Origin of the sequence: Mesorhizobium sp. C395A (genome assembly GCF_030323205.1) — a bacterium.
In the GTDB taxonomy this organism is placed as follows: Bacteria; Pseudomonadota; Alphaproteobacteria; order Rhizobiales; family Rhizobiaceae; genus Mesorhizobium.
This window is the reverse complement of the sequence record NZ_CP100473.1, coordinates 4,529,186-4,547,101: the sequence shown is the minus strand read 5'-3', so window position 1 is coordinate 4,547,101 and position 17,916 is coordinate 4,529,186. Positions and strand designations below refer to the sequence as shown.

Here is a 17,916-nt window from a genome sequence, read left to right as displayed (position 1 = left end):
CATGAGCGGCTGGCTGGCGCGGTTTGGGTTCAAGCTGGGTCGAGTAGCGGGTAGAGTATTGAGGCGTTCCCGGCCGGCGGCTTCCGCCGCCATCTCTCCGCCGGCGACATCGACTGAATGGGATTCGGCGCCGGCGAGCAGCAATCTCGGTGTCTTCGCTCTCAGCGAAGCCGAAATGGCGGAGCGGAAGATCATCGTCACCGCGATCGGTGAGCTTGAGCTACCGACCGGCGAAATCATCGCTTGCGATCCACTGATTACCGGGCTGGAACGGCCTGTGTTTAGCCGTAAGGTCAGGCCGGGATGCTATCCAGTCACGTTGCTTGAGGCGCAAGGCCGTGTTGCTGCAGCGGTATTGCGGTTTGGCACTGGCTTGCCGGTGCGGTGGGAGTTGGCTGCCTTCGTCCGCGACGTCGGCACATCGTCCTGGAAGTCTGGATTTATTGTCGATGATAATGTTGCTTCGTTCATGGACAAGTCGGTTCTGACGCTGATGTCCGAGCAGGAGGAACTCGACAGCTATCTTGCTGACGTTGCATGCTCGTTCGACAAGTTCCGCATGGATAATCCGGTTGATGGAAATCCGCTCAATATAGCCATGTTCGACACTGGCTTCGGTGATGGGAACTATTATTCCTTCTGGGGACTGGATGCGGCCGGCGAGCCGCTGGTCTTGATGACCGATTTCGAGGTAATCGAAAACGCCGACGGCCGCGAGAGCAGCCCGAGCAATTCATGACAAACATCGCTTCGCCAATGATCGGATTTATGGCCGGGCTGGCTGTTCTCGCAGCGGGTTACGAGGCGCATGCCGCCTGCCCGCTGGCGCTTGCTGTCTATGGCGATGCCGAAAGCGAGGCCGGCATTGATTTCCGGCCGACGACGGATGCGGTCACCGTCACCAACTCGTTCAAGATGGTGCTCGACAAGGGCATCGTTCTCGACGGCATTGTCATGTGGACATCCGGTGTTTCGCGACCGCAAGGGTCGCTGATGTACAAATGCCCGACCGGCGACGTCACCGGTGACGAGCTTGCCGCCTGCACGGTCTGGCATGGCGTCATCTACAGCGCCGACGATAAGGGCAACATCGCGCTCCTGGCGGCGGAAGGCACGGACGCGCCGCAGAGCCTGATCTTCCCCGATCTCGGGCCGTCGCTGCAGATGTCGACGGCCTTCGGCCCGAACGGTTTCTCAAAACTGCCATGGGACGTGTTTCTGCTGAAAGGTTGCCAGGAATGAGCGCGTCCAAGAAGGTGCTTCTGGTCACCGGCGGCAGTCGTGGCATTGGCGCGGCCACCTGCCGGCTTGCGGCAAAGGCGCGCTACCGGGTCGCGGTCAACTATGCCTCGAACGAGGCTGCCGCCAAGGCGCTGGTCGACGAAATCGAGGCGGCGGGTGGCGAGGCATTTGCCGTCAAGGGCGACGTCGGCGTCGAAGCCGACATCGTCGCCATGTTCGAAGCCGTCGATCGCGCCTATGGCCGGCTCGACGCGCTGGTCAACAATGCCGGCGTCGTCGACGTCAAGGCGCGCGTCGACGAGATGAGCCTGGCGCGGCTGGAGCGCATGATGCGCATCAATGTCATCGGCTCGTTTCTGTGCGCGCGCGAAGCGGTCAGGCGCATGTCGAGCAAGAATGGCGGCAAGGGTGGCGCCATCGTCAATATATCGTCGGCGGCGTCGATACACGGTTCGCCCGGCGAATATGTCGACTATGCTGCGTCCAAGGCGGCGATCGACACGTTCACGCTCGGGCTGGCGCGCGAAGTCGCGACCGAAGGCGTGCGCGTCAATGCGATACGGCCGGGCATTATCGACACCGAGATCCACGCTTCGGGCGGCCAGCCGGACCGGGTCGCGCGGTTCCGTGACATGCTGCCGATGAAACGGGCCGGCACGGCGGATGAAGTCGCGCATGCGGTTCTCTATCTTTTGTCGGATGAGGCGTCCTATACGACGGGCGCGATCCTGAATGTCAGCGGCGGCCGCTGAAGGCCACAAATCAAAGGGATAAAGCATGATGTTCTCCGAAAACCGCTTCACACTTTTCGGCATCATCCTCTAGGCAAGAAGGACACCCATCATGGCTTATGACGTCGTTATCATCGGATCGGGACCGGGCGGCTATGTCTGCGCCATCAAGGCGGCGCAGCTCGGGCTGAAGGTCGCGGTGGTCGAGAAGAACGCGACCTTCGGCGGCACTTGCCTCAACATCGGCTGCATCCCGTCCAAGGCGCTGCTTTATGCCTCGGAGATGTTCGCCGAAGCGGGCCATTCCTTCGATACGCTGGGCGTCGAGATACCGGCGCCGAAACTCAATCTGAAGAAGATGATGGCGCACAAGGATGCGACCGTTTCGGCCAACGTCAACGGCGTCGCCTTCCTGTTCAAGAAGAACAAGATCGACTCGTTCCGCGGCACCGGCAAGGTGGTCGCCGCCGGCAAAGTGTCGGTGTCGGGCGAGGACGGCAAGGTCGAGGAGATCGAGACCAAGAACATCGTCATTGCCACCGGCTCCGATGTCGCCGGCATTCCCGGCGTCAAGGTCGGCATCGACGAGAAGGTGATCCTGTCGTCGACCGGAGCGCTGTCGCTGGAGAAAGTGCCTGGCCATCTAGTGGTGGTCGGCGGCGGCGTCATCGGGCTGGAGCTTGGCTCGGTATGGGCGCGGCTCGGCGCCAAGGTCACCGTGGTTGAATTCCTCGACACCATCCTGGGCGGCATGGACGGCGAGGTTTCCAAGCAGTTCCAACGCCTGCTTTCGAAGCAGGGTTTCGAGTTCAAGCTCGGCGCCAAGGTGACCGGCGTTGCCAAGGCCAAGAAGGGCGCGACCGTCACCTTCGAACCGGTCAAGGGCGGGGCGGCCGAGACCATCGAGGCCGACGCGGTGCTGATCTCGACCGGACGCCGCGCATATTCGGACAGCCTTGGACTGAAGGAAGCCGGCGTCGAGGTCGACGAGCGCGGCCGGGTCAAGATCGACAGCCATCTCAGGACAAACGTCGCCGGCATCTACGCCATCGGCGATGTCATCGCCGGACCGATGCTGGCGCACAAAGCCGAGGACGAAGGCGTGGCGGTGGCCGAGACCATTGCCGGCCAGGCCGGCCATGTGAACTACGACGTCATCCCGAGCGTCGTCTACACCAGCCCGGAAATCGCTTCGGTCGGCAAGACAGAGGAAGAGCTGAGGAAGGCCGGCATCGACTACAAGATGGGCAAATTCCCGTTCACCGCCAACGGCCGCGCGCGCGCCATGCTGCACACAGACGGCTTCGTGAAGATCCTCGCCGACAAAGCCAGCGACCGCGTGCTCGGCGTCCACATTGTCGGCTTCGGCGCCGGCGAGATGATCCATGAGGCGGCGGTGCTGATGGAGTTCGGCGGCTCTTCCGAAGACCTCGCCCGCACCTGCCACGCGCATCCGACAATGTCGGAAGCGGTGAAGGAAGCAGCGCTGGCGACGTTCTTCAAGCCGATCCATATTTAAGGAAACACTGGAGGGACAGCACCCCCCCTCTGGCCTCCCTCTGGCCTGCCGGCAATCTCCCCCTCAAGCAAGGGGGGAGATTGGACTTCACCGCCGCGTCGCGAGCTTTCAAGTTTCTCACGTTTCTAACCTGGCGCTGTTCGTGAACTGCCGATCTCCCCTCTCGAGGGGGAGATGTCCGGCAGGACAGAGGGGGCGGTGAAGAATCGCGACGCTCGCCGATAGGTGCCCCAAACAAAACGGCCCGCTTTTCAGCAGGCCGTTCTTGGCTGGAACAAGATGCCAGATCAGTTGGCCAGATTACGGGCTCGGCGCCGGAGCAGGCGCGGGTGCCGGGGCTGGCGCAGGAGCCGGTGCGGGAGCAGGGGCTGGTGCGGGAGCCGGTTCGGCGGGCTTCATCGGCTCAGCCGGTGCAGGTGCGGGCGCCGGTGTGCTGGCTGCCGGCGGCTCTGCGGGTGCAGGATGTTCGCCGCTTCTGCCGAAAACATAGTACGCGACAATCGCAAGGATGACGACGACCAGCGCAATCAGCCAGCCGCTGCCACCACCCGACCTGGGCGCTGGATCGTTAGGGTTCGCCATAAAAGTGTCCTCCGTGGATGAAAAGCATCAATCAACACCCCTCAACGCGCAACCGTTGAACGGGTTCATACTAGGCCTTCAAATTGACGAACGCAGGAAAATTCTGATTCGCAACCGCTTGTGGCCTGTATTTTCCCCCGCAAAATCAATCACGAACGAGGTAGAACGAGCTTAGCTGGCCTTTTCCGCCAAAAATAGGGCCAACCGCCTTCGCTTTGCGAATCAGTTGCGCACCGGACAGAGCCGGGCTTACGTGATTCGGTATTCAGACGGGCGCTGCTCAGTCGACGGCGGTGACGGTATAGCCGGCTTTGCGAAAATCCTCGACCAGGCCTTCGGGGCCGGGAAGATGCATGGCGCCGACGGCCATGAAGGCATTGCCCTTGGCCAGGATCGGTGCGGCATGGTCGGCCATGACCTTGTTGCGGCCGGTGATCATCGTCCGGTCGAATTCGGCGTAACCTGCGTCGTCTTCGTCGGGCGAGATCGAACGCAACAGCGGCCAGAAGGTGCCGGTGTCGCCGCGCTGGTAAAGCACTATCATGGTTTCGTTGATGTCGTTTATCTTGTCGCCGAGCTTCAGGGTCTCGACCAGCCCCTTGATGTGGAACGCAAGCGGCAGCGAGGCCATGGCGCGCAGCTGGCTGGCTGCGGTCTCCAACCCTTCCACCGGCTTGCCATTAGCCTTGGCGTCCTGCGCCAGCTTGACGTCGAGAACCGGTGCGCCGCCTGCCTGACGGGCGACCTCACAGACCGGCAGCGCGACCATGGCCGACAGCAGCCACGGCTTCATCTTGGAGACGCTCGCCGGCGGAATGCCGCGTGCATCGAGCCCTTTGTTCACCACCGCCGCATCCTCCGGCGACAACAGCGACGACAACGTCGTGTTGTCGGTGAACATCATCAGCTCGGGTTCCTTGAGCATGGCCTCCATCATCTTCTGCTTGTCGAGCACGTCGGTGGTCTCGATGATGATGGTGCCGGCAGCGTCATAGGCTTTCCTGGCTGCCGGCGGCAGAGTGGTCACGCGCGGGTCGGTCATGTGCATGGTGCCGAACAGGAAGGATGGCTTTTCGCCTGATTTCTCCAGCTTCCACAACAGGCCCTTGCCGTTCAGCGTCGCTGCTGCTTCCGTCTCGATCCTGGCATAGGTGGCGGGGTCTTCCTTCTGCAGGGCCGACAGCAGATCGGCGCCGGCGCAGGCCGGGGCTTCGGCATGCGCCCTGCCCATGGCAAGCAGCAGCACGATGAGGAAAGACAGGAAAAACAGGGCGTTGAGCGCGACGAGCAGCTTCAGCGACACAAGGGCGGCGCGGTCGGCGATGGCAATGGCGCGTTTCATGGTTGCGGTTCTAGAGCTGAAAAGCGGCGAAACGGTTAACGGGCGTGGGGAAATTGTCCTGGACTTATACAGTGTCACGCGCGGGGATGCGCGGATTCGTAAATCTCGAGCAGCCTTGCCGTGTCGACGCCGGTATAGACCTGCGTCGTCGACAGGCTGGCGTGGCCGAGAAGCTCCTGGATGGTGCGCAGGTCGCCGCCGCGGCCGAGCAGATGCGTGGCGAAGGAATGGCGCAGCGCGTGCGGTGTCGCAGTGTCGGGCAGGTTCAGCGCCGAGCGCAGCCTGGCCATGTCGCGCTGGACGATGGCCGGGTTGAGCGGCCCGCCGCGGGCGCCGCGAAACAGCAGGCCCTTGGGGTCGAGATGATAGGGGCAAAGTTTTCGGTATTCGGCGATTGCCCTGAGCGCCACCGGCAGCACTGGCACCAGCCGTGTCTTGCCACCCTTACCGGTGACGCGCAGCACGGTGTCGGCTTCCGATGCCAGGTCGGCGGCGCTGAGGCCCAGCGCTTCGGAAATGCGCAGGCCCGATCCATAAAGCAGCGTCAGCACGGCGGCGTTGCGGGCGGCGATCCAAGGCTCTTCAGCCAGCTGGCAGTCCACCGACACGACATGTTTGGCATCGCTGGCGGTCAGCGGCTTGGGCAGCGATTTCGGCTGGCGCGGCGCGCGCAACGCCGCGGCACCGGCGGCATTGGCGAGACCCCGCCGTTCGAGGAAGCGCAGCAGCGAGCGGATGCCGGCGAGGCCGCGTCCGAGCGTGCGGGCGCCGGCGCCGGCGTTGCGCCGCGCGGCAAGAAAGCCGCGCAGATCGGCCGGGCGCAGAGTGGCGATGTCGGAAAGACCAGGCGAGCCGCCGCAATGCCCTGTGAGGAAATGCAGGAACTGGCGCGTGTCGCGCTCATAGGCTTCGACGGTCGCCGGCGACAGCCGGCGCTCGCGCGCCAGCATCTTCAGCCAGCTTTCGCGCGCTGCCTGGAGGTCGGGTTTTGCCGGGATGAGAAATTCCTGCATGCCGCCATTGTCAGGCAGCCGGGTTAGGAAGCGGTGAAGAACCTGTCATTGAAATGACGCCGGTAGGGCGTTAGAGCAGGGCAAAGGATATCAGCCATGTCGAAGCCCCAGAACCCCGTGCAAATGGCCGTGATCGGCGCCGCCCACGGCATCAAGGGCGAATTGCGGGTGAAGACTTTCACTGGCGAGCCGATGGCGCTGGCCGATTATGGGCCGCTCTATGCCAAGGACGGCCGCGCCTTCCAGATCATCGACATCAGGCCCGCCAACACCGTCGTGGTGGTGCGCTTCAAGGGCATTGCCGACCGCAACGCCGCCGAGGCGCTGGCCGGAACCGAGCTGTTCGTCGACCGCTCGATGCTGCCCGACGATGGCGAGGAGGACGAATTCTACCACGCCGATCTCGTCGGACTTGAAGTCCGCGACGATAAGGGCGCGGTCATCGGCAAGGTGGTGGCGGTGCATAATTTCGGCGGCGGCGACATTCTCGACGTTACCCTCGGCGGGCGCAAAGGCGTGCTGATCCCGTTCACCCAGGCCGCCGTGCCTCAGGTTTCGATCGCCGAAGGTTTTCTCCGCGTCGACCCGGCAGCCGCCGGCCTTGTCGAGGATGAGGATGGCGACGCGCCGCGCGAAGAAGATTTCGACGCGAAGGGCCGACCGCGCGGGCCGCGCGAAGCCGGAGGCAACCGGTGACGTTCAAGGCGTCGGTGCTGACGCTCTATCCCGAGATGTTTCCGGGCGGGCTAGGCCTGTCGCTGGCCGGACGGGCGCTCGAAGTCGGGACATGGTCGCTGGAAGCTATCCAGATCCGCGACTTCGCCAGCGATCGCCATCACACCGTCGACGACACGCCGGCCGGCGGTGGCGCCGGCATGGTGATGCGCGCCGATGTGCTGGCCAAGGCGATCGACCACACGTCGCCGGCGGGCGATCCGCGGCCGCGTTTGCTGATGAGCCCGCGTGGAAAGCCGCTGACGCAGGCGCACGTGCGCGAACTGGCTGGCGGGCCAGGCGCCGTCATCGTTTGCGGCCGGTTCGAGGGCGTCGACCAGCGGCTGATCGAGGCGCGTGGACTGGAAGAGGTCTCCATCGGCGATTTCATCCTGTCGGGCGGCGAGCCGGCGGCGCTCGTACTGCTCGACGCCGTTGTGCGGCTGTTGCCCGGCGTCATGGGCAATGCGGTGTCGGGCGAGGAAGAAAGTTTCGAGAACGGCCTGCTCGAACACCCGCATTACACGCGGCCACAGGAGTTCGAAGGCCGCCCCATCCCCGACGTGCTGGTCTCCGGTAATCACAAGAAGATCGCCGCGTGGCGGCGCGCCGAGTCCGAGAAGCTGACCAGGGAGCGCCGGCCGGATTTGCTCGCCGCTCAGCCCTTGGCAAAATAGTAGACGGCGAGAAACAGGCCGACGGCGATGACGAAGCCGCGTACTGCGTTTTGCGGCACGCGCTTGGCGATCCAGACGCCGGCATAGCCGCCAAGCGCGCCGCCGGGGATCATGACGATTGCCTGAGGCCAAGCAACAACGCCGCCGGAAACGAAGACCAGTATGGCAACGGCGGCGATGACCACGGCCAGCATGTTCTTCAGCGCGTTCAGCCGGTGATAGTCGCCGGATTGCGTCAGGCCGAGCGTCGCCAGCATCATGACGCCCATGCCGGCGCCGAAGAAGCCGCCATAGATGGCGGTAGCGAACTGCGCCAGCGAACCGGCCAGAGAGCCGACCGTGGCTTCATGCCCAGGCTTCGGCGTTGGTTTCAGCCACGGCCCGGCGGCGAACAAGGCGGTTGCGGCCAGCAGCAGCCACGGCACGAGGGCGCGGAACGACGGATTTGAGAGCGCCAGCAGGATGAGCGCACCAGCCAGCGCGCCCAAAGCCGAGATCAGGCAAAGCAGCAGCGCGCCGCGCCAGAAATGCTTGATGTCGGTCCAGTAAGCCAGCGTCGAGGTGATGTAACCGGGAAACTGCGTCACCGAGGACGTGGCGTTGGCGACGATCGGCGGCAGGCCGGCCAGCGTCATGGCGCCGAAGGTTATGAAGGTGCCGCCGCCGGCAACCGCGTTGACGGCGCCTGACAGAAAACCCGCGAGGAAGAGCAGGACTGCGTCGAAAACAGACATTGTGAGGCCGCCGGACAAGTGTGCTGCTCCCGGATTAGGAAGCTTGAAGGGCCGGCGCAACCCTGCACTGGACGATTGCGTGGTGGCATGCGGCCAAAAAAGACAGGGCCAAGGCGTGACAAGTCAGTGAAATAGCTGTATGTGCCCGCCCGTACTGGCGAGAAAAATCTCCCGGACCCGTCAACAATGACGGTGTAGTCGCCCCTGCCCAATGTTTCGAAGACAAGATGTCTCGGGGACAAAGGGCATAGCCGAGCGGTCAATGGAACTGCAAGGCGAGTGTCGGACGCTCTGACTGTCGGAAGAACAAGAAGTGGACTATTGAGATGGATATCATCCGTCAGCTCGAGGCCGAACAGGCCGCCAAGATCGAAGCCAAGCGCAAGCTTCCCGAGTTTCAGCCCGGCGACACCGTGCGCGTCCAGGTCCGCGTGACCGAAGGCACCCGCACCCGCGTCCAGGCCTATGAGGGCGTCGTCATCGCCCGCGCCGGCGCCGGCTTCCAGGAAAATTTCACCGTCCGCAAGATCTCCTACGGCGAAGGCGTCGAGCGCGTTTTCCCGGTCTACTCGCCGATGGTCGAAGGCGTCGAGATCGTGCGCCGCGGCAAGGTGCGCCGCGCCAAGCTCTATTATTTGCGCGACCGTCGCGGCAAGTCGGCCCGTATTTCGGAAAACACCGGCGTGCGCGCCCGCAAGCTCAACGATGAGGAACGCGACGCGCTGAACGCCGAGAAGGCCCGCATCGAAGCCGAGAAGGTTGCCGCTGCCCAGGCGCTGGCCGCCGAGACGGCCGCCAAGGAAGCTGCCGAGAAGAAGGCCGTCGACGAAGCCGCCAAGGCCGCCGACGAGGCTGCAAAGGCGGCGGAAGCGACCCCGGCCGAATAAACCTGGTCCAAGGATTTTGAAAAGGCGGCTTCGGCCGCCTTTTTTCGTTTCACCAGACTGTGAACGATTGCCGGCCGAGAGTTTGGCCATGGCTGTTGACCCGAATTATCTTGTACACTAAATGATAGTGTACAAATAAAATGGAGAACTGACATGGCACTCTACACCACACAGGCTCGCGTCACAGGCGGCCGCGCCGGCCACGGCGAGACCAGCGACGGCCTGCTGAAGGTCGACCTCGCTTTGCCGAAGGAGCTCGGCGGACAGGGTGGCGCCACCAATCCCGAGCAGCTGTTCGCGGTCGGCTATGCCGCCTGCTTCGAAAGCGCCATCCGCTTCGTCGCGCGCAAGCAGAAGCTGCCGCTGGACGATGCGGCGGTGAGCGCCACGGTCAGCCTGCTTCCCAATGGTGAAGGCTTCAAACTTGGTGTCGCACTGGCCGCCGAGACCAAAGGCCTTGATCAGGCGGCGGCGGAAGCGCTTGTATCGGCCGCGCATCAGATTTGCCCCTATTCCAATGCGATCAAAGGCAATGTCGAGGTGGCGCTTTCGACCGTGGCGCTTCCGGCAAAGGCAGCATGACGACGAAGACCGAAACCAGGGCCAGCGAAGTCCCGGCGGACACCGCCGGGAGGATCGCCGTTCCGCGCCTCGACCAGCAGCTCTGTTTCGCGCTCTATTCGGCGAGCGGGCTGATGACCAAGCTCTATCGGCCGCTGCTTGACCCGCTCGGCCTGACCTATCCGCAATATTTGGCGATGCTGGCGCTGTGGCAGCATGCGCCGAGCACGGTCGGCGAACTCGGCGAGGCGCTGGGGCTGGATTCGGCGACATTGACGCCTCTGCTCAAGCGGATGGAAGCGGCTGGTCTCGTCACCCGCCGTCGCGATCCGGCCGACGAGCGCCGCGTGCTGGTCGAACCGACTGCCAAGGGCCAGGCGCTGCGCGCCCGCATCAAGGACGTATCCGCGGGCCTTGCCTGCGCCATGCCGCTGGAAGTCGAGGAGCTGAAGTCGCTGCACCGGACCTTGACCGGATTTGTCGCCAAGCTGCGTGAGGCTACGTCACCATCCTGATCCGTCATCTGACGGGTTCCCGTGTCCAGGAGGGGCCTGGTTTGCCGGCGGCGCAATCACGGAATAAATTCCGACCACGGGGCGTTCTAAAACCGCGTTGGTTGAAGGCATCGGAATCCGCTTTCACCCGACGCTGAGCACCGGACCAGCTTGCAAGCCGTCTGCGGACGGCTAAAGTCGCGCCTGGATTTTCATGCGAGCCCGGCTGCAAGCGGGCTCCTCATCCTGGAGCGTGTCATGACCAAATTGAAGCTGCTGCTGGCCGCCCTCGCGGCCTGTTTCCTCGCGCCCGTCGCTGCATGGGCGGCCGATGCGCTGCCCGATCTCGGCGGCAAGAAGGTCGTGGTGGTGACGGAAAACGCCTATCCGCCGCTGCAGTTCATCGACGCCAAGACCGGCAAGCAGATCGGCTGGGAGTATGACGCGATGGACGAAATCGCCAAGCGGCTGAACTTCAAGGTGGAGTACCAGAACACCTCCTGGGACGCGATGATCCAGGCGGTTTCCGACAACCAGTACAACATTGGCATGACCGGCATCACCATCAAGGACGACCGAAAGGAGAAGGTCGATTTCTCCGACCCCTATATGCGTTCGGAGCAGTTCATGCTGGTGCGCGCCGATGAAAGCCGCTTCACCGACGCCAAGACCTTCGCCGCCTTCAAGGACGGGTTGATCGGCGCGCAGGCCGGAACGACGCCGTTCTACACCGCCGTCTACAGCGTGCTCGACGGCAATGAGCAGAACCCGCGCATCAAGCAGTTCGAGACCTTCGGCGCTTCGGTGCAGGCACTGAAATCCGGCGACGTCGATGTCGTCCTGACCGACGGCACCGCCGGCAAAGGCTATGTCGATGCCTCCGGCGGCAAGCTCAAGCTGATCGGCGGCCCGCTCGGCACCGAGGATTTTGGCTTCATCTTCCCGAAGGGCTCGGACCTGGTGAAGCCGGTCAACGCGGCGATCGCGGCGCTGAAGGCCGACGGCACGATCGAGGCGCTGAACAAGAAGTGGTTTCTCGACTACAAGATGGGGCAGTAGGCCGTCTTGGCGCGACGGCCGCTGACCCCCCTTGCGGGGGAGATGCCCGGCAGGGCAGAGGGGGGTGTGAAGGATCGCCTCCCTTTTGTTTTGAGCTTTTCCAAAGAGGCCAAAGGTTGTGACTGTACCCGTTTGACAGGTTGGAGGGACAGCACCCCCCTCTGTCCTGCCGGACATCTCCCCCGCAAGGGGGGAGATCGGCAGATCTTGCGAGCGCAGCTGTTCACCAGCGTTGGGCATTGATGCTCGCCTCAACCTCAAAACCCGATTTTCCCTGGTGGCTTGCCGCTGCGATCGCGCTCGCCATCGTGGCTGCGCTCTGCATTGCCGCCAGCGATCTCTACGCCCAGGTTTTTGCCACCGTCGCCAAAGGCATCGGCATCACCATTCTTGTCACCGTGGTCGCCTTCGCGCTGGCTTCCGCCGTCGGGCTCGGCATTGCGCTGATGGCGTTGTCGGGGTCGCGTTGGCTCAGGCAGATCGCTCGTTTCTATGTCGAGATCATCCGCGGCGTGCCGATCCTGGTGCTGTTGTTCTGGATCGCCTTCGCCGGCGCGCCGGCCTTCGTGGCTGCGTGGAATGCGCTGACCGCGCCGCTGCAAAACGCCGGGTATCTCGGCGAGCTTTTGGTGCGCGACGTGTCGCTGTTGTGGCGTGCAATCATGGCGCTGACCATCGGTTATTCCGCCTTCATCTCCGAGGTCTTCCGCGCCGGCATCCAGTCGGTCGAGAAAGGCCAGATCGAGGCTGCCAAGGCGCTCGGGCTGACGCGCACGCAGCGCTTCCGGCTGATCGTCTTCCCACAGGCGATCCGCACCATCCTGCCGCCGCTCGGCAATGACTTCGTCGCCATGGTCAAGGATTCCTCGCTGGTCTCGGTGCTCGGCGTCGCCGACATCACGCAGATGGGCAAGATCTACGCCGCCGGCTCGTTCCGCTTCTTCGAGACCTATTCGATCGTCGCCTATATCTATCTCATCCTCACCGTCAGCCTGTCGCTGGTGCTGCGGGGGCTGGAGCAACGACTGCGGCGGGCGCAGCAGGAATAGAAGTCCGACGCGGGCACGGCTACGATCGCGGAGGACAGGATTCCGGAGGATGCAGGCGATGACGATCGACAAGGCCAATGCGGCGCTGGGCACCGTCTATTCGGCCGACACGCCGGAAGGGCTGGCCAAGGCCTATGCGGACTGGGCCGCGACCTATGACAGCGAAACCGCTTCGCTAGGCTATCTGCTGCCGTTCCTGATCACCGCCTGGGTGGCGCGCCATGTGCAGGTGAGCGAAGGACCGCTGCTCGACGCCGGCTGCGGCACCGGCCTGTCGGGCCCGTCATTGAAGGCGCTGGGTTATCACGACATTGCCGGGCTCGACCTCTCCGACGACATGCTGAAGATCGCCGGCAGCCGCAATGCCTATGGCGATCTGAAGCAGGCAATGCTCGGCGGGCCGCTGCCCTGGCCAGACGGGCATTTCCGCGCCTTCTTCTCGACTGGCGTGTTCACCATCAGCCATGCGCCGGCGTCCGGCCTGCACGAGCTTGTCCGCATCACCAGAAAAGGCGGCCACGCCATCTTCACCGTGCGCGACCAGGTGTTTGACAGCGGCGGCTTCCAGGACGTGTTCGATGAGTTGGAACGGGCCGGGAAATGGCGGCCGGTCGAGCAAAGCCCATGGTTCCGCTGCTATGCGATCGCCGAGCCGGATGCGTTGGTAAAGACTTTTGTGTTCGAGGTGCTTTGAGCGCCGCCCCTTCCCCTTCTCTTACAAGGGGAGAAGGGGAAACACGCCGCAATTGCCGAAAAGCCAAAACATTGGTATGAGCCACGCCATGGAAGAGCTTTTTGGCGATCCGGCCTATAAGGGTTTCGTGCTGCAGGACAGAAAACGCCTGCCGTCGCGTTTCTCTTCGCGCATTTCCGGCGCGCTCACCAGCCGACTTAGCTAAGCCGCTTTCGCTGGGCCGAAGGCTTAGGCGCGTCTGCCCCTCCCCTTTTTTGCAAATCGACGGATTTACGCACATGAGCGCACCGCGCACCCTCTACGACAAGATATTCGACGACCACGTCGTCGACCGCCAGGACGATGGCACCTGCCTGCTCTACATCGATCGCCATCTCGTTCACGAAGTGACCAGCCCGCAGGCCTTCGAAGGCCTGCGCATGACCGGCAGAAAAGTCCGGCATCCGGAAAAGACGCTAGCCGTGGTCGATCACAATGTCTCGACCTCGCCCGAGCGCAAGTTCGGCATCAAGAACGAGGAAAGCCGCATCCAGGTCGAGGCCTTGGCCAAGAACGCTAGGGATTTCGGCGTCGAATATTACTCCGAAAACGATATCCGCCAGGGCATCGTCCACATCATCGGGCCGGAGCAGGGCTTCACGCTGCCCGGCATGACCATCGTCTGCGGCGACAGCCACACCTCGACGCATGGCGCCTTCGGCGCATTGGCACATGGCATCGGCACCTCCGAGGTCGAGCATGTGCTGGCGACCCAGACGCTGATCCAGCGCAAGGCCAAGAACATGCTGGTGCGTGTCGATGGCCAGTTACCGGAAGGCGTCACCGCCAAGGACATTATCCTCGCCATCATCGGCGAGATCGGCACCGCCGGCGGCACCGGCTATGTCATCGAATATGCCGGTGAGGCGATCCGCGCGCTGTCGATGGAAGGCCGCATGACGATCTGCAACATGTCGATCGAGGGCGGCGCGCGCGCTGGCCTGATCGCGGCCGACGAAACCACCTTCGCCTATGTCAAGGGCAAGCCGCGCGCGCCGAAGGGCGCGTCGTGGGACGCCGCGCTCGAATACTGGAAGACGCTGCAGTCCGACGAGGGCGCGCATTTCGACAAGGTGATCGTGCTCGACGCGGCCAAGCTGCCGCCGATCGTCTCCTGGGGTTCCTCGCCCGAGGACGTCGTTTCGGTGCAGGGCGTCGTTCCCAATCCGGAAGAGATCACGGACGAGAACAAGCGGACGTCAAAGATCCGCGCGCTCGACTATATGGGGCTGACGCCGGGCACGAAGATCACCGACATCACGCTCGACCGCGTCTTCATCGGCTCCTGCACCAATGGCCGCATCGAGGATCTGCGTGCGGTGGCCAAGGTGGTCGAAGGCAAGACGGTGAGTGCGCATGTCGATGCGATGATCGTGCCGGGCTCCGGTCTGGTCAAGGAACAGGCGGAGGCCGAGGGTCTCGACAAGATCTTCATTGCCGCCGGTTTCGACTGGCGCGAGCCGGGCTGCTCGATGTGCCTGGCCATGAACGACGACCGGCTGAAGCCGCATGAGCGCTGCGCCTCGACCTCGAACCGCAATTTCGAGGGCCGGCAAGGCTTCAAGGGCCGCACCCATCTGGTGTCGCCGGCGATGGCGGCGGCGGCGGCGATCGCCGGCCATTTCGTCGACATCCGCGACTGGAAATAGCGCAGACTGTTTCAAGCCTGATCTGAGCTTATGCAAACCCCGAACGGCAAAACCGTTCGGGGTTTTGTTTAATGCACGCCGCTCTAAGACCCTTGGGGTATATGCCCTAGCCGGCACGCCGGATGATTTCATGAAATTCCTCCCGGCTGCCGGGTTCGTCGGCCGCGACCACCAGCGCCAGTTCGCGCTCGTCGAAGATCTTGAACCACTCGTCCCATTCGACCAGCTCGTAGCCGCCTGCGTTGACCGGGCGTTCAGGCTGATCCTGGTCCTGATAGGCGTGCTGGCCGAAGACGAGCCTCAGCAACGGCTGCGTTCCGGTTTCGGGCGATACATCGACGATCGCCGGAAATCCGGCGCGCCCTGCGGCCCATGAGCGAATTGCTTCGTGGTCGGTCAGCGTGATCGTGTCGGCCATGAATAACTTCTCCTTGATTGCTGTCACGAAACGCCTGCCTCAGGCCCCGGTTCCGTGCAGCAGCTTCATGAGTGGCGACTTGCATATTCGTCCTGGCTTAACCGCTTGTTGGGGCTTGCGCTCTAAGGTCTTCCCTGACGCCAAGCGGGGAAGTCACCGTCCTTTGGACACCGGCCTGTTCATAGCGCTGCTCAATCCGACGATCGCGCTGGCGCTCGGCGCGGCGTTCCTCGTGCTGTGGTTCTACCAGCGCCACCGGCCCTATCTGGCTGTGCTCGGCGCGAGCTATTGCGTGTCCGCGCCCGGCTTCCTGCTACAGTATTTCACGCTGCCCGGCGGCATGGTGCTGACCAAGCTGGTCTCCAACCTCTGCTTCACGCTCGCCGCCTGCTGCCTCGTCGGTGCGATCATCTCGCGCTACGGCAGACGCGTGCCCTATATCGCGATCGGCATTCTGGCGGGTGGCGGGATGGTCGCATTCTGCTGGTTCCTGTTCGTCCAGCCGGACTTAACTTGGCGCATCCTGTCGATCAATTTCGGCTTTGGCGGCCTCAGCCTGCTGGTCGCCGCCGAGCTGCGCGCCGTGCGCAAGAACGGCCCGACGGAAAAAATCCTGTTCGTATTGTCGCTGCTGTCCGGGCTGAACTTCATCGGCCGCACGCTGCTCGTCGTCATCTCGCACGGGCCGTTCACCAGCTATGACGGGTTTTATGGCTCGTCCTACTGGACGACGGCGCTTTTGACGCACGCGCTGCTGTCGTTGCTGATCGCGCTCTGCCTGTTCTCGGCAGCTGCGCTCGACGTGATGAAGGCGCTGAAGACCGAGACGCACACCGATCCGCTGTCTGGCCTGCTCAACCGCAGGGGTTTCGAGGAGCGCGCCTTGCTGGTGCTGCAGCATTGCGCTGTTACCAAGGTGCCGGTCGCGCTGGTGCTGGCCGATCTCGATCACTTCAAGGCGCTCAACGACAAATACGGACATGCCGCGGGCGACCAGGTGATCGCCGACTTCGCCGCCAAGCTTCGCGCGGCCGCCGGCACGCGTGCGGTTGCCGGCCGCATCGGCGGCGAGGAGTTCGCTGTGCTTCTGTCGCTGAGCGATCTTGCCACGGCGCGGCTGTTTGCCGAAGCCGTGCGCACGCACTATTCGGCCGGCAGTGTCAACGGGTTGCCGCCGGGCACCAGGGTGACCGCGAGCTTCGGCGTCGCGGCGCGCACCGGCGACGAAGGGCTGGAGCCGCTGGTGCGGCGCGCCGACGAAGCGCTCTACAAGGCCAAGAAGAACGGCCGCGACAGCGTGCGATTGTCCTATGAGCGGGCGGAAACGGTGTTCATCCCGGATACAGGCAGCGTCGGTTAGCGTCTCGCTTAAACGGCCTCTCGGCCGTGCCGGATCATCAGCGGCAAGGGCTGAGGTTGGGCATTTCGCCATCGGAGAGGCCGTACATATAGGAGCGGCCCTTCACGAACACCGGCGGCTGGTAGCAGCCACGCCTGGAGATGTGATCCGCCTCGTCTTCATAAAGGACTTCCGGTTCCGCTTCCGGCTGCCCGGCGCTGGTGTAGTCGGACAATTTCTTGGCCAGCCTGCCTTGGCCGACAATGATGCGCTTGTAGCCGGCGGCGCTGTCGATGACGAGATTGCCTAGGGAATCGGCATAGACGCGGTCATGATGGCGCGACCAGGCCATTGCCGGGGCGGCGAAGCCGAGACTGGCTGTCGCCAGCACAAGCGCCGCAAGGCGCGCTCTTCCTGAATTCGAAAGCATGGTGTCCTCTCTGCTGTGGACCCGATCGAATCGGAAATTAACCTTTTCTTAACCTTTGTTAAGAGGGCAGGCGCATCCGGCGGCGATCTCTCGCCAAACATGGTTAATATCCGACGGGATGGAAACCCGGGCGTCATCATTCGGCCATGCTTGCCCGCACCATCGGCCGCGACGCACACTACTACGCTGACGTCGGGTGAGCTTGATCTTGGTGGAACATCGCGGCTAGTTAGCCGCGCAGGAGGACAGCATATGGCGTTACGCCGGACGTTTCGGGTGACGCTGTTGTCGATCCCCTTGCTGACTGCCGCAGCCTGCGTGCCGCAGAACGGCGCGCCGACGACGGTGAATACCGTACCACCCACTGTCGCGCCCGTGCCGGCTCAGCAGTCCGCCGCACCTGTGGCGCCCCCGGCTTCCGCAACGGCTCCGACAGCGCCTGCCGCACCTTCAGCCAAGATCGTCACCGACCTTACCGCGCCGCGGTCTGCTGTCGGCACGGCAACTTACAGATGCGGCAATGGCGGCATGATCACCATCCAGAACCTCGGCACGGCGTTGCGCGTTGTCAGGCCCGATGGCACGACCGAGGAGTTTGCCGCATCACCCGCCAACCAGTCCAGCCGCTACCAGGAAGCCGCGTCGCATGACGCAATCGTGATCGACGCGCGCGAGGCGCTGGTGATGAAGAGGGGCTCGACACCACAGACCTGCAAACGATAGCCTGGCGTCGATTGCAAAGG

The 17,916-nt window shown here is 63.5% G+C and carries 20 protein-coding genes; 15 read left to right on the top strand and 5 right to left on the bottom strand.

Translation table 11 applies throughout. The features are described 5' to 3' along the window. The first annotated feature begins 1 nt into the window (after position 1). From NLY37_RS22215 to lpdA, 4 genes are all read left to right on the top strand, one after another. Positions 2-739, top strand: coding sequence for a DUF4241 domain-containing protein (locus NLY37_RS22215; protein WP_050588431.1), 738 nt, complete (start codon positions 2-4; stop codon positions 737-739). Continuing rightward, complete coding sequence (locus NLY37_RS22210) at positions 736-1,242, top strand: hypothetical protein (protein ID WP_023736766.1); 507 nt, start codon at positions 736-738, stop codon at positions 1,240-1,242. Before NLY37_RS22215 ends, NLY37_RS22210 begins: the two co-directional genes overlap by 4 nt. Further along, the gene (locus NLY37_RS22205; protein ID WP_023742116.1) at positions 1,239-1,994 is read left to right on the top strand and encodes an SDR family oxidoreductase; all 756 of its coding nucleotides are present in this window, start codon (positions 1,239-1,241) and stop codon (positions 1,992-1,994) included. The genes NLY37_RS22210 and NLY37_RS22205 overlap by 4 nt, the downstream gene beginning before the upstream one ends. Before the next feature lie 91 nt (positions 1,995-2,085). Further along, on the top strand, positions 2,086-3,492 hold the full coding sequence (gene lpdA, locus NLY37_RS22200) for a dihydrolipoyl dehydrogenase (RefSeq protein WP_023742117.1): 1,407 nt from the start codon (positions 2,086-2,088) through the stop codon (positions 3,490-3,492). An 862-nt stretch (positions 3,493-4,354) separates the two neighbouring features. Here the strand turns inward: lpdA and NLY37_RS22195 are convergent. Together NLY37_RS22195 and NLY37_RS22190 are read right to left on the bottom strand one after the other, a co-directional pair. Continuing rightward, positions 4,355-5,416, bottom strand: a complete 1,062-nt coding sequence (locus tag NLY37_RS22195) for a TraB/GumN family protein (protein ID WP_023742118.1) — start codon at positions 5,414-5,416, stop codon at positions 4,355-4,357. Positions 5,417-5,490: 74 nt separating this feature from the next. Next, entirely contained in the window at positions 5,491-6,429 is a 939-nt protein-coding gene (locus tag NLY37_RS22190; RefSeq protein WP_023742119.1) for a tyrosine recombinase XerC, read from the bottom strand. Positions 6,430-6,525: 96 nt separating this feature from the next. On the opposite strand from NLY37_RS22190, the gene rimM reads away from it, so the two are divergent. Both rimM and trmD read left to right on the top strand, forming a co-directional pair. Then, positions 6,526-7,125: a ribosome maturation factor RimM gene (gene rimM, locus NLY37_RS22185; RefSeq protein WP_023715860.1), complete on the top strand. Its 600-nt coding sequence runs from the start codon at positions 6,526-6,528 to the stop codon at positions 7,123-7,125. Then, positions 7,122-7,820 carry a tRNA (guanosine(37)-N1)-methyltransferase TrmD gene (gene trmD / locus NLY37_RS22180; protein ID WP_023726048.1) on the top strand — a complete coding sequence of 233 codons (699 nt, stop codon included), beginning with the start codon at positions 7,122-7,124 and terminating at the stop codon, positions 7,818-7,820. The genes rimM and trmD overlap by 4 nt, the downstream gene beginning before the upstream one ends. Here trmD and NLY37_RS22175 read toward each other — a convergent pair. Then, positions 7,802-8,554 (bottom strand): sulfite exporter TauE/SafE family protein, encoded by a 753-nt coding sequence (locus tag NLY37_RS22175; RefSeq protein WP_023683874.1) that lies wholly within the window; start codon positions 8,552-8,554, stop codon positions 7,802-7,804. The genes trmD and NLY37_RS22175 overlap by 19 nt on opposite strands. Before the next feature lie 326 nt (positions 8,555-8,880). Here NLY37_RS22175 and rplS point away from each other — a divergent pair, with 326 nt between their 5' ends. The 7 genes from rplS to leuC all read left to right on the top strand — a co-directional run bounded on the left by rplS (position 8,881) and on the right by leuC (position 14,986). Then, positions 8,881-9,441 carry a 50S ribosomal protein L19 gene (gene rplS / locus NLY37_RS22170; RefSeq protein ID WP_023687704.1) on the top strand — a complete coding sequence of 187 codons (561 nt, stop codon included), beginning with the start codon at positions 8,881-8,883 and terminating at the stop codon, positions 9,439-9,441. Positions 9,442-9,594: 153 nt separating this feature from the next. Then, complete coding sequence (locus NLY37_RS22165) at positions 9,595-10,023, top strand: organic hydroperoxide resistance protein (RefSeq protein WP_023670524.1); 429 nt, start codon at positions 9,595-9,597, stop codon at positions 10,021-10,023. After that, positions 10,020-10,517, top strand: coding sequence for a MarR family winged helix-turn-helix transcriptional regulator (locus NLY37_RS22160; RefSeq protein ID WP_023683877.1), 498 nt, complete (start codon positions 10,020-10,022; stop codon positions 10,515-10,517). Before NLY37_RS22165 ends, NLY37_RS22160 begins: the two co-directional genes overlap by 4 nt. A gap of 237 nt (positions 10,518-10,754) precedes the next feature. After that, complete coding sequence (locus NLY37_RS22155) at positions 10,755-11,555, top strand: transporter substrate-binding domain-containing protein (protein WP_023742120.1); 801 nt, start codon at positions 10,755-10,757, stop codon at positions 11,553-11,555. A gap of 242 nt (positions 11,556-11,797) precedes the next feature. Then, positions 11,798-12,604, top strand: coding sequence for an amino acid ABC transporter permease (locus NLY37_RS22150; protein ID WP_023742121.1), 807 nt, complete (start codon positions 11,798-11,800; stop codon positions 12,602-12,604). Positions 12,605-12,662: 58 nt separating this feature from the next. Beyond that, positions 12,663-13,298, top strand: coding sequence for a class I SAM-dependent DNA methyltransferase (locus NLY37_RS22145; protein WP_023742122.1), 636 nt, complete (start codon positions 12,663-12,665; stop codon positions 13,296-13,298). A 278-nt stretch (positions 13,299-13,576) separates the two neighbouring features. Next, positions 13,577-14,986 (top strand): 3-isopropylmalate dehydratase large subunit, encoded by a 1,410-nt coding sequence (gene leuC / locus NLY37_RS22140; RefSeq protein ID WP_023670518.1) that lies wholly within the window; start codon positions 13,577-13,579, stop codon positions 14,984-14,986. 106 nt (positions 14,987-15,092) lie between these two features. Here leuC and NLY37_RS22135 read toward each other — a convergent pair whose 3' ends face one another. Next, the gene (locus NLY37_RS22135; RefSeq protein ID WP_023670517.1) at positions 15,093-15,404 is read right to left on the bottom strand and encodes a hypothetical protein; all 312 of its coding nucleotides are present in this window, start codon (positions 15,402-15,404) and stop codon (positions 15,093-15,095) included. A 163-nt stretch (positions 15,405-15,567) separates the two neighbouring features. Here NLY37_RS22135 and NLY37_RS22130 point away from each other — a divergent pair, with 163 nt between their 5' ends. Beyond that, a complete protein-coding gene (locus NLY37_RS22130) occupies positions 15,568-16,764 on the top strand; it encodes a GGDEF domain-containing protein (protein WP_023742123.1) in 1,197 nt (398 codons plus the stop codon). A 37-nt stretch (positions 16,765-16,801) separates the two neighbouring features. Here the strand turns inward: NLY37_RS22130 and NLY37_RS22125 are convergent, their stop codons facing one another. Beyond that, entirely contained in the window at positions 16,802-17,173 is a 372-nt protein-coding gene (locus NLY37_RS22125) for a hypothetical protein (RefSeq protein ID WP_023687709.1), read from the bottom strand. 252 nt (positions 17,174-17,425) lie between these two features. Between NLY37_RS22125 and NLY37_RS22120 the strand changes: the two genes are divergently transcribed. Next, positions 17,426-17,896, top strand: a complete 471-nt coding sequence (locus NLY37_RS22120) for a hypothetical protein (protein WP_023742124.1) — start codon at positions 17,426-17,428, stop codon at positions 17,894-17,896. Positions 17,897-17,916: the final 20 nt, after the last annotated feature.

Coding starts and splice junctions, on each gene's coding strand:
- NLY37_RS22215 (WP_050588431.1), top strand. CDS start 2: ATGAGCGGCTGGCTGGCGCGGTTTGGGTTCAAGCTGGGTCGAGTAGCG.
- NLY37_RS22210 (WP_023736766.1), top strand. CDS start 736: ATGACAAACATCGCTTCGCCAATGATCGGATTTATGGCCGGGCTGGCT.
- NLY37_RS22205 (WP_023742116.1), top strand. CDS start 1,239: ATGAGCGCGTCCAAGAAGGTGCTTCTGGTCACCGGCGGCAGTCGTGGC.
- lpdA (WP_023742117.1), top strand. CDS start 2,086: ATGGCTTATGACGTCGTTATCATCGGATCGGGACCGGGCGGCTATGTC.
- NLY37_RS22195 (WP_023742118.1), bottom strand. CDS start 5,416: ATGAAACGCGCCATTGCCATCGCCGACCGCGCCGCCCTTGTGTCGCTG.
- NLY37_RS22190 (WP_023742119.1), bottom strand. CDS start 6,429: ATGCAGGAATTTCTCATCCCGGCAAAACCCGACCTCCAGGCAGCGCGC.
- rimM (WP_023715860.1), top strand. CDS start 6,526: ATGTCGAAGCCCCAGAACCCCGTGCAAATGGCCGTGATCGGCGCCGCC.
- NLY37_RS22175 (WP_023683874.1), bottom strand. CDS start 8,554: ATGTCTGTTTTCGACGCAGTCCTGCTCTTCCTCGCGGGTTTTCTGTCA.
- rplS (WP_023687704.1), top strand. CDS start 8,881: ATGGATATCATCCGTCAGCTCGAGGCCGAACAGGCCGCCAAGATCGAA.
- NLY37_RS22165 (WP_023670524.1), top strand. CDS start 9,595: ATGGCACTCTACACCACACAGGCTCGCGTCACAGGCGGCCGCGCCGGC.
- NLY37_RS22160 (WP_023683877.1), top strand. CDS start 10,020: ATGACGACGAAGACCGAAACCAGGGCCAGCGAAGTCCCGGCGGACACC.
- NLY37_RS22155 (WP_023742120.1), top strand. CDS start 10,755: ATGACCAAATTGAAGCTGCTGCTGGCCGCCCTCGCGGCCTGTTTCCTC.
- NLY37_RS22150 (WP_023742121.1), top strand. CDS start 11,798: ATGCTCGCCTCAACCTCAAAACCCGATTTTCCCTGGTGGCTTGCCGCT.
- NLY37_RS22145 (WP_023742122.1), top strand. CDS start 12,663: ATGACGATCGACAAGGCCAATGCGGCGCTGGGCACCGTCTATTCGGCC.
- leuC (WP_023670518.1), top strand. CDS start 13,577: ATGAGCGCACCGCGCACCCTCTACGACAAGATATTCGACGACCACGTC.
- NLY37_RS22135 (WP_023670517.1), bottom strand. CDS start 15,404: ATGGCCGACACGATCACGCTGACCGACCACGAAGCAATTCGCTCATGG.
- NLY37_RS22125 (WP_023687709.1), bottom strand. CDS start 17,173: ATGCTTTCGAATTCAGGAAGAGCGCGCCTTGCGGCGCTTGTGCTGGCG.
- NLY37_RS22120 (WP_023742124.1), top strand. CDS start 17,426: ATGGCGTTACGCCGGACGTTTCGGGTGACGCTGTTGTCGATCCCCTTG.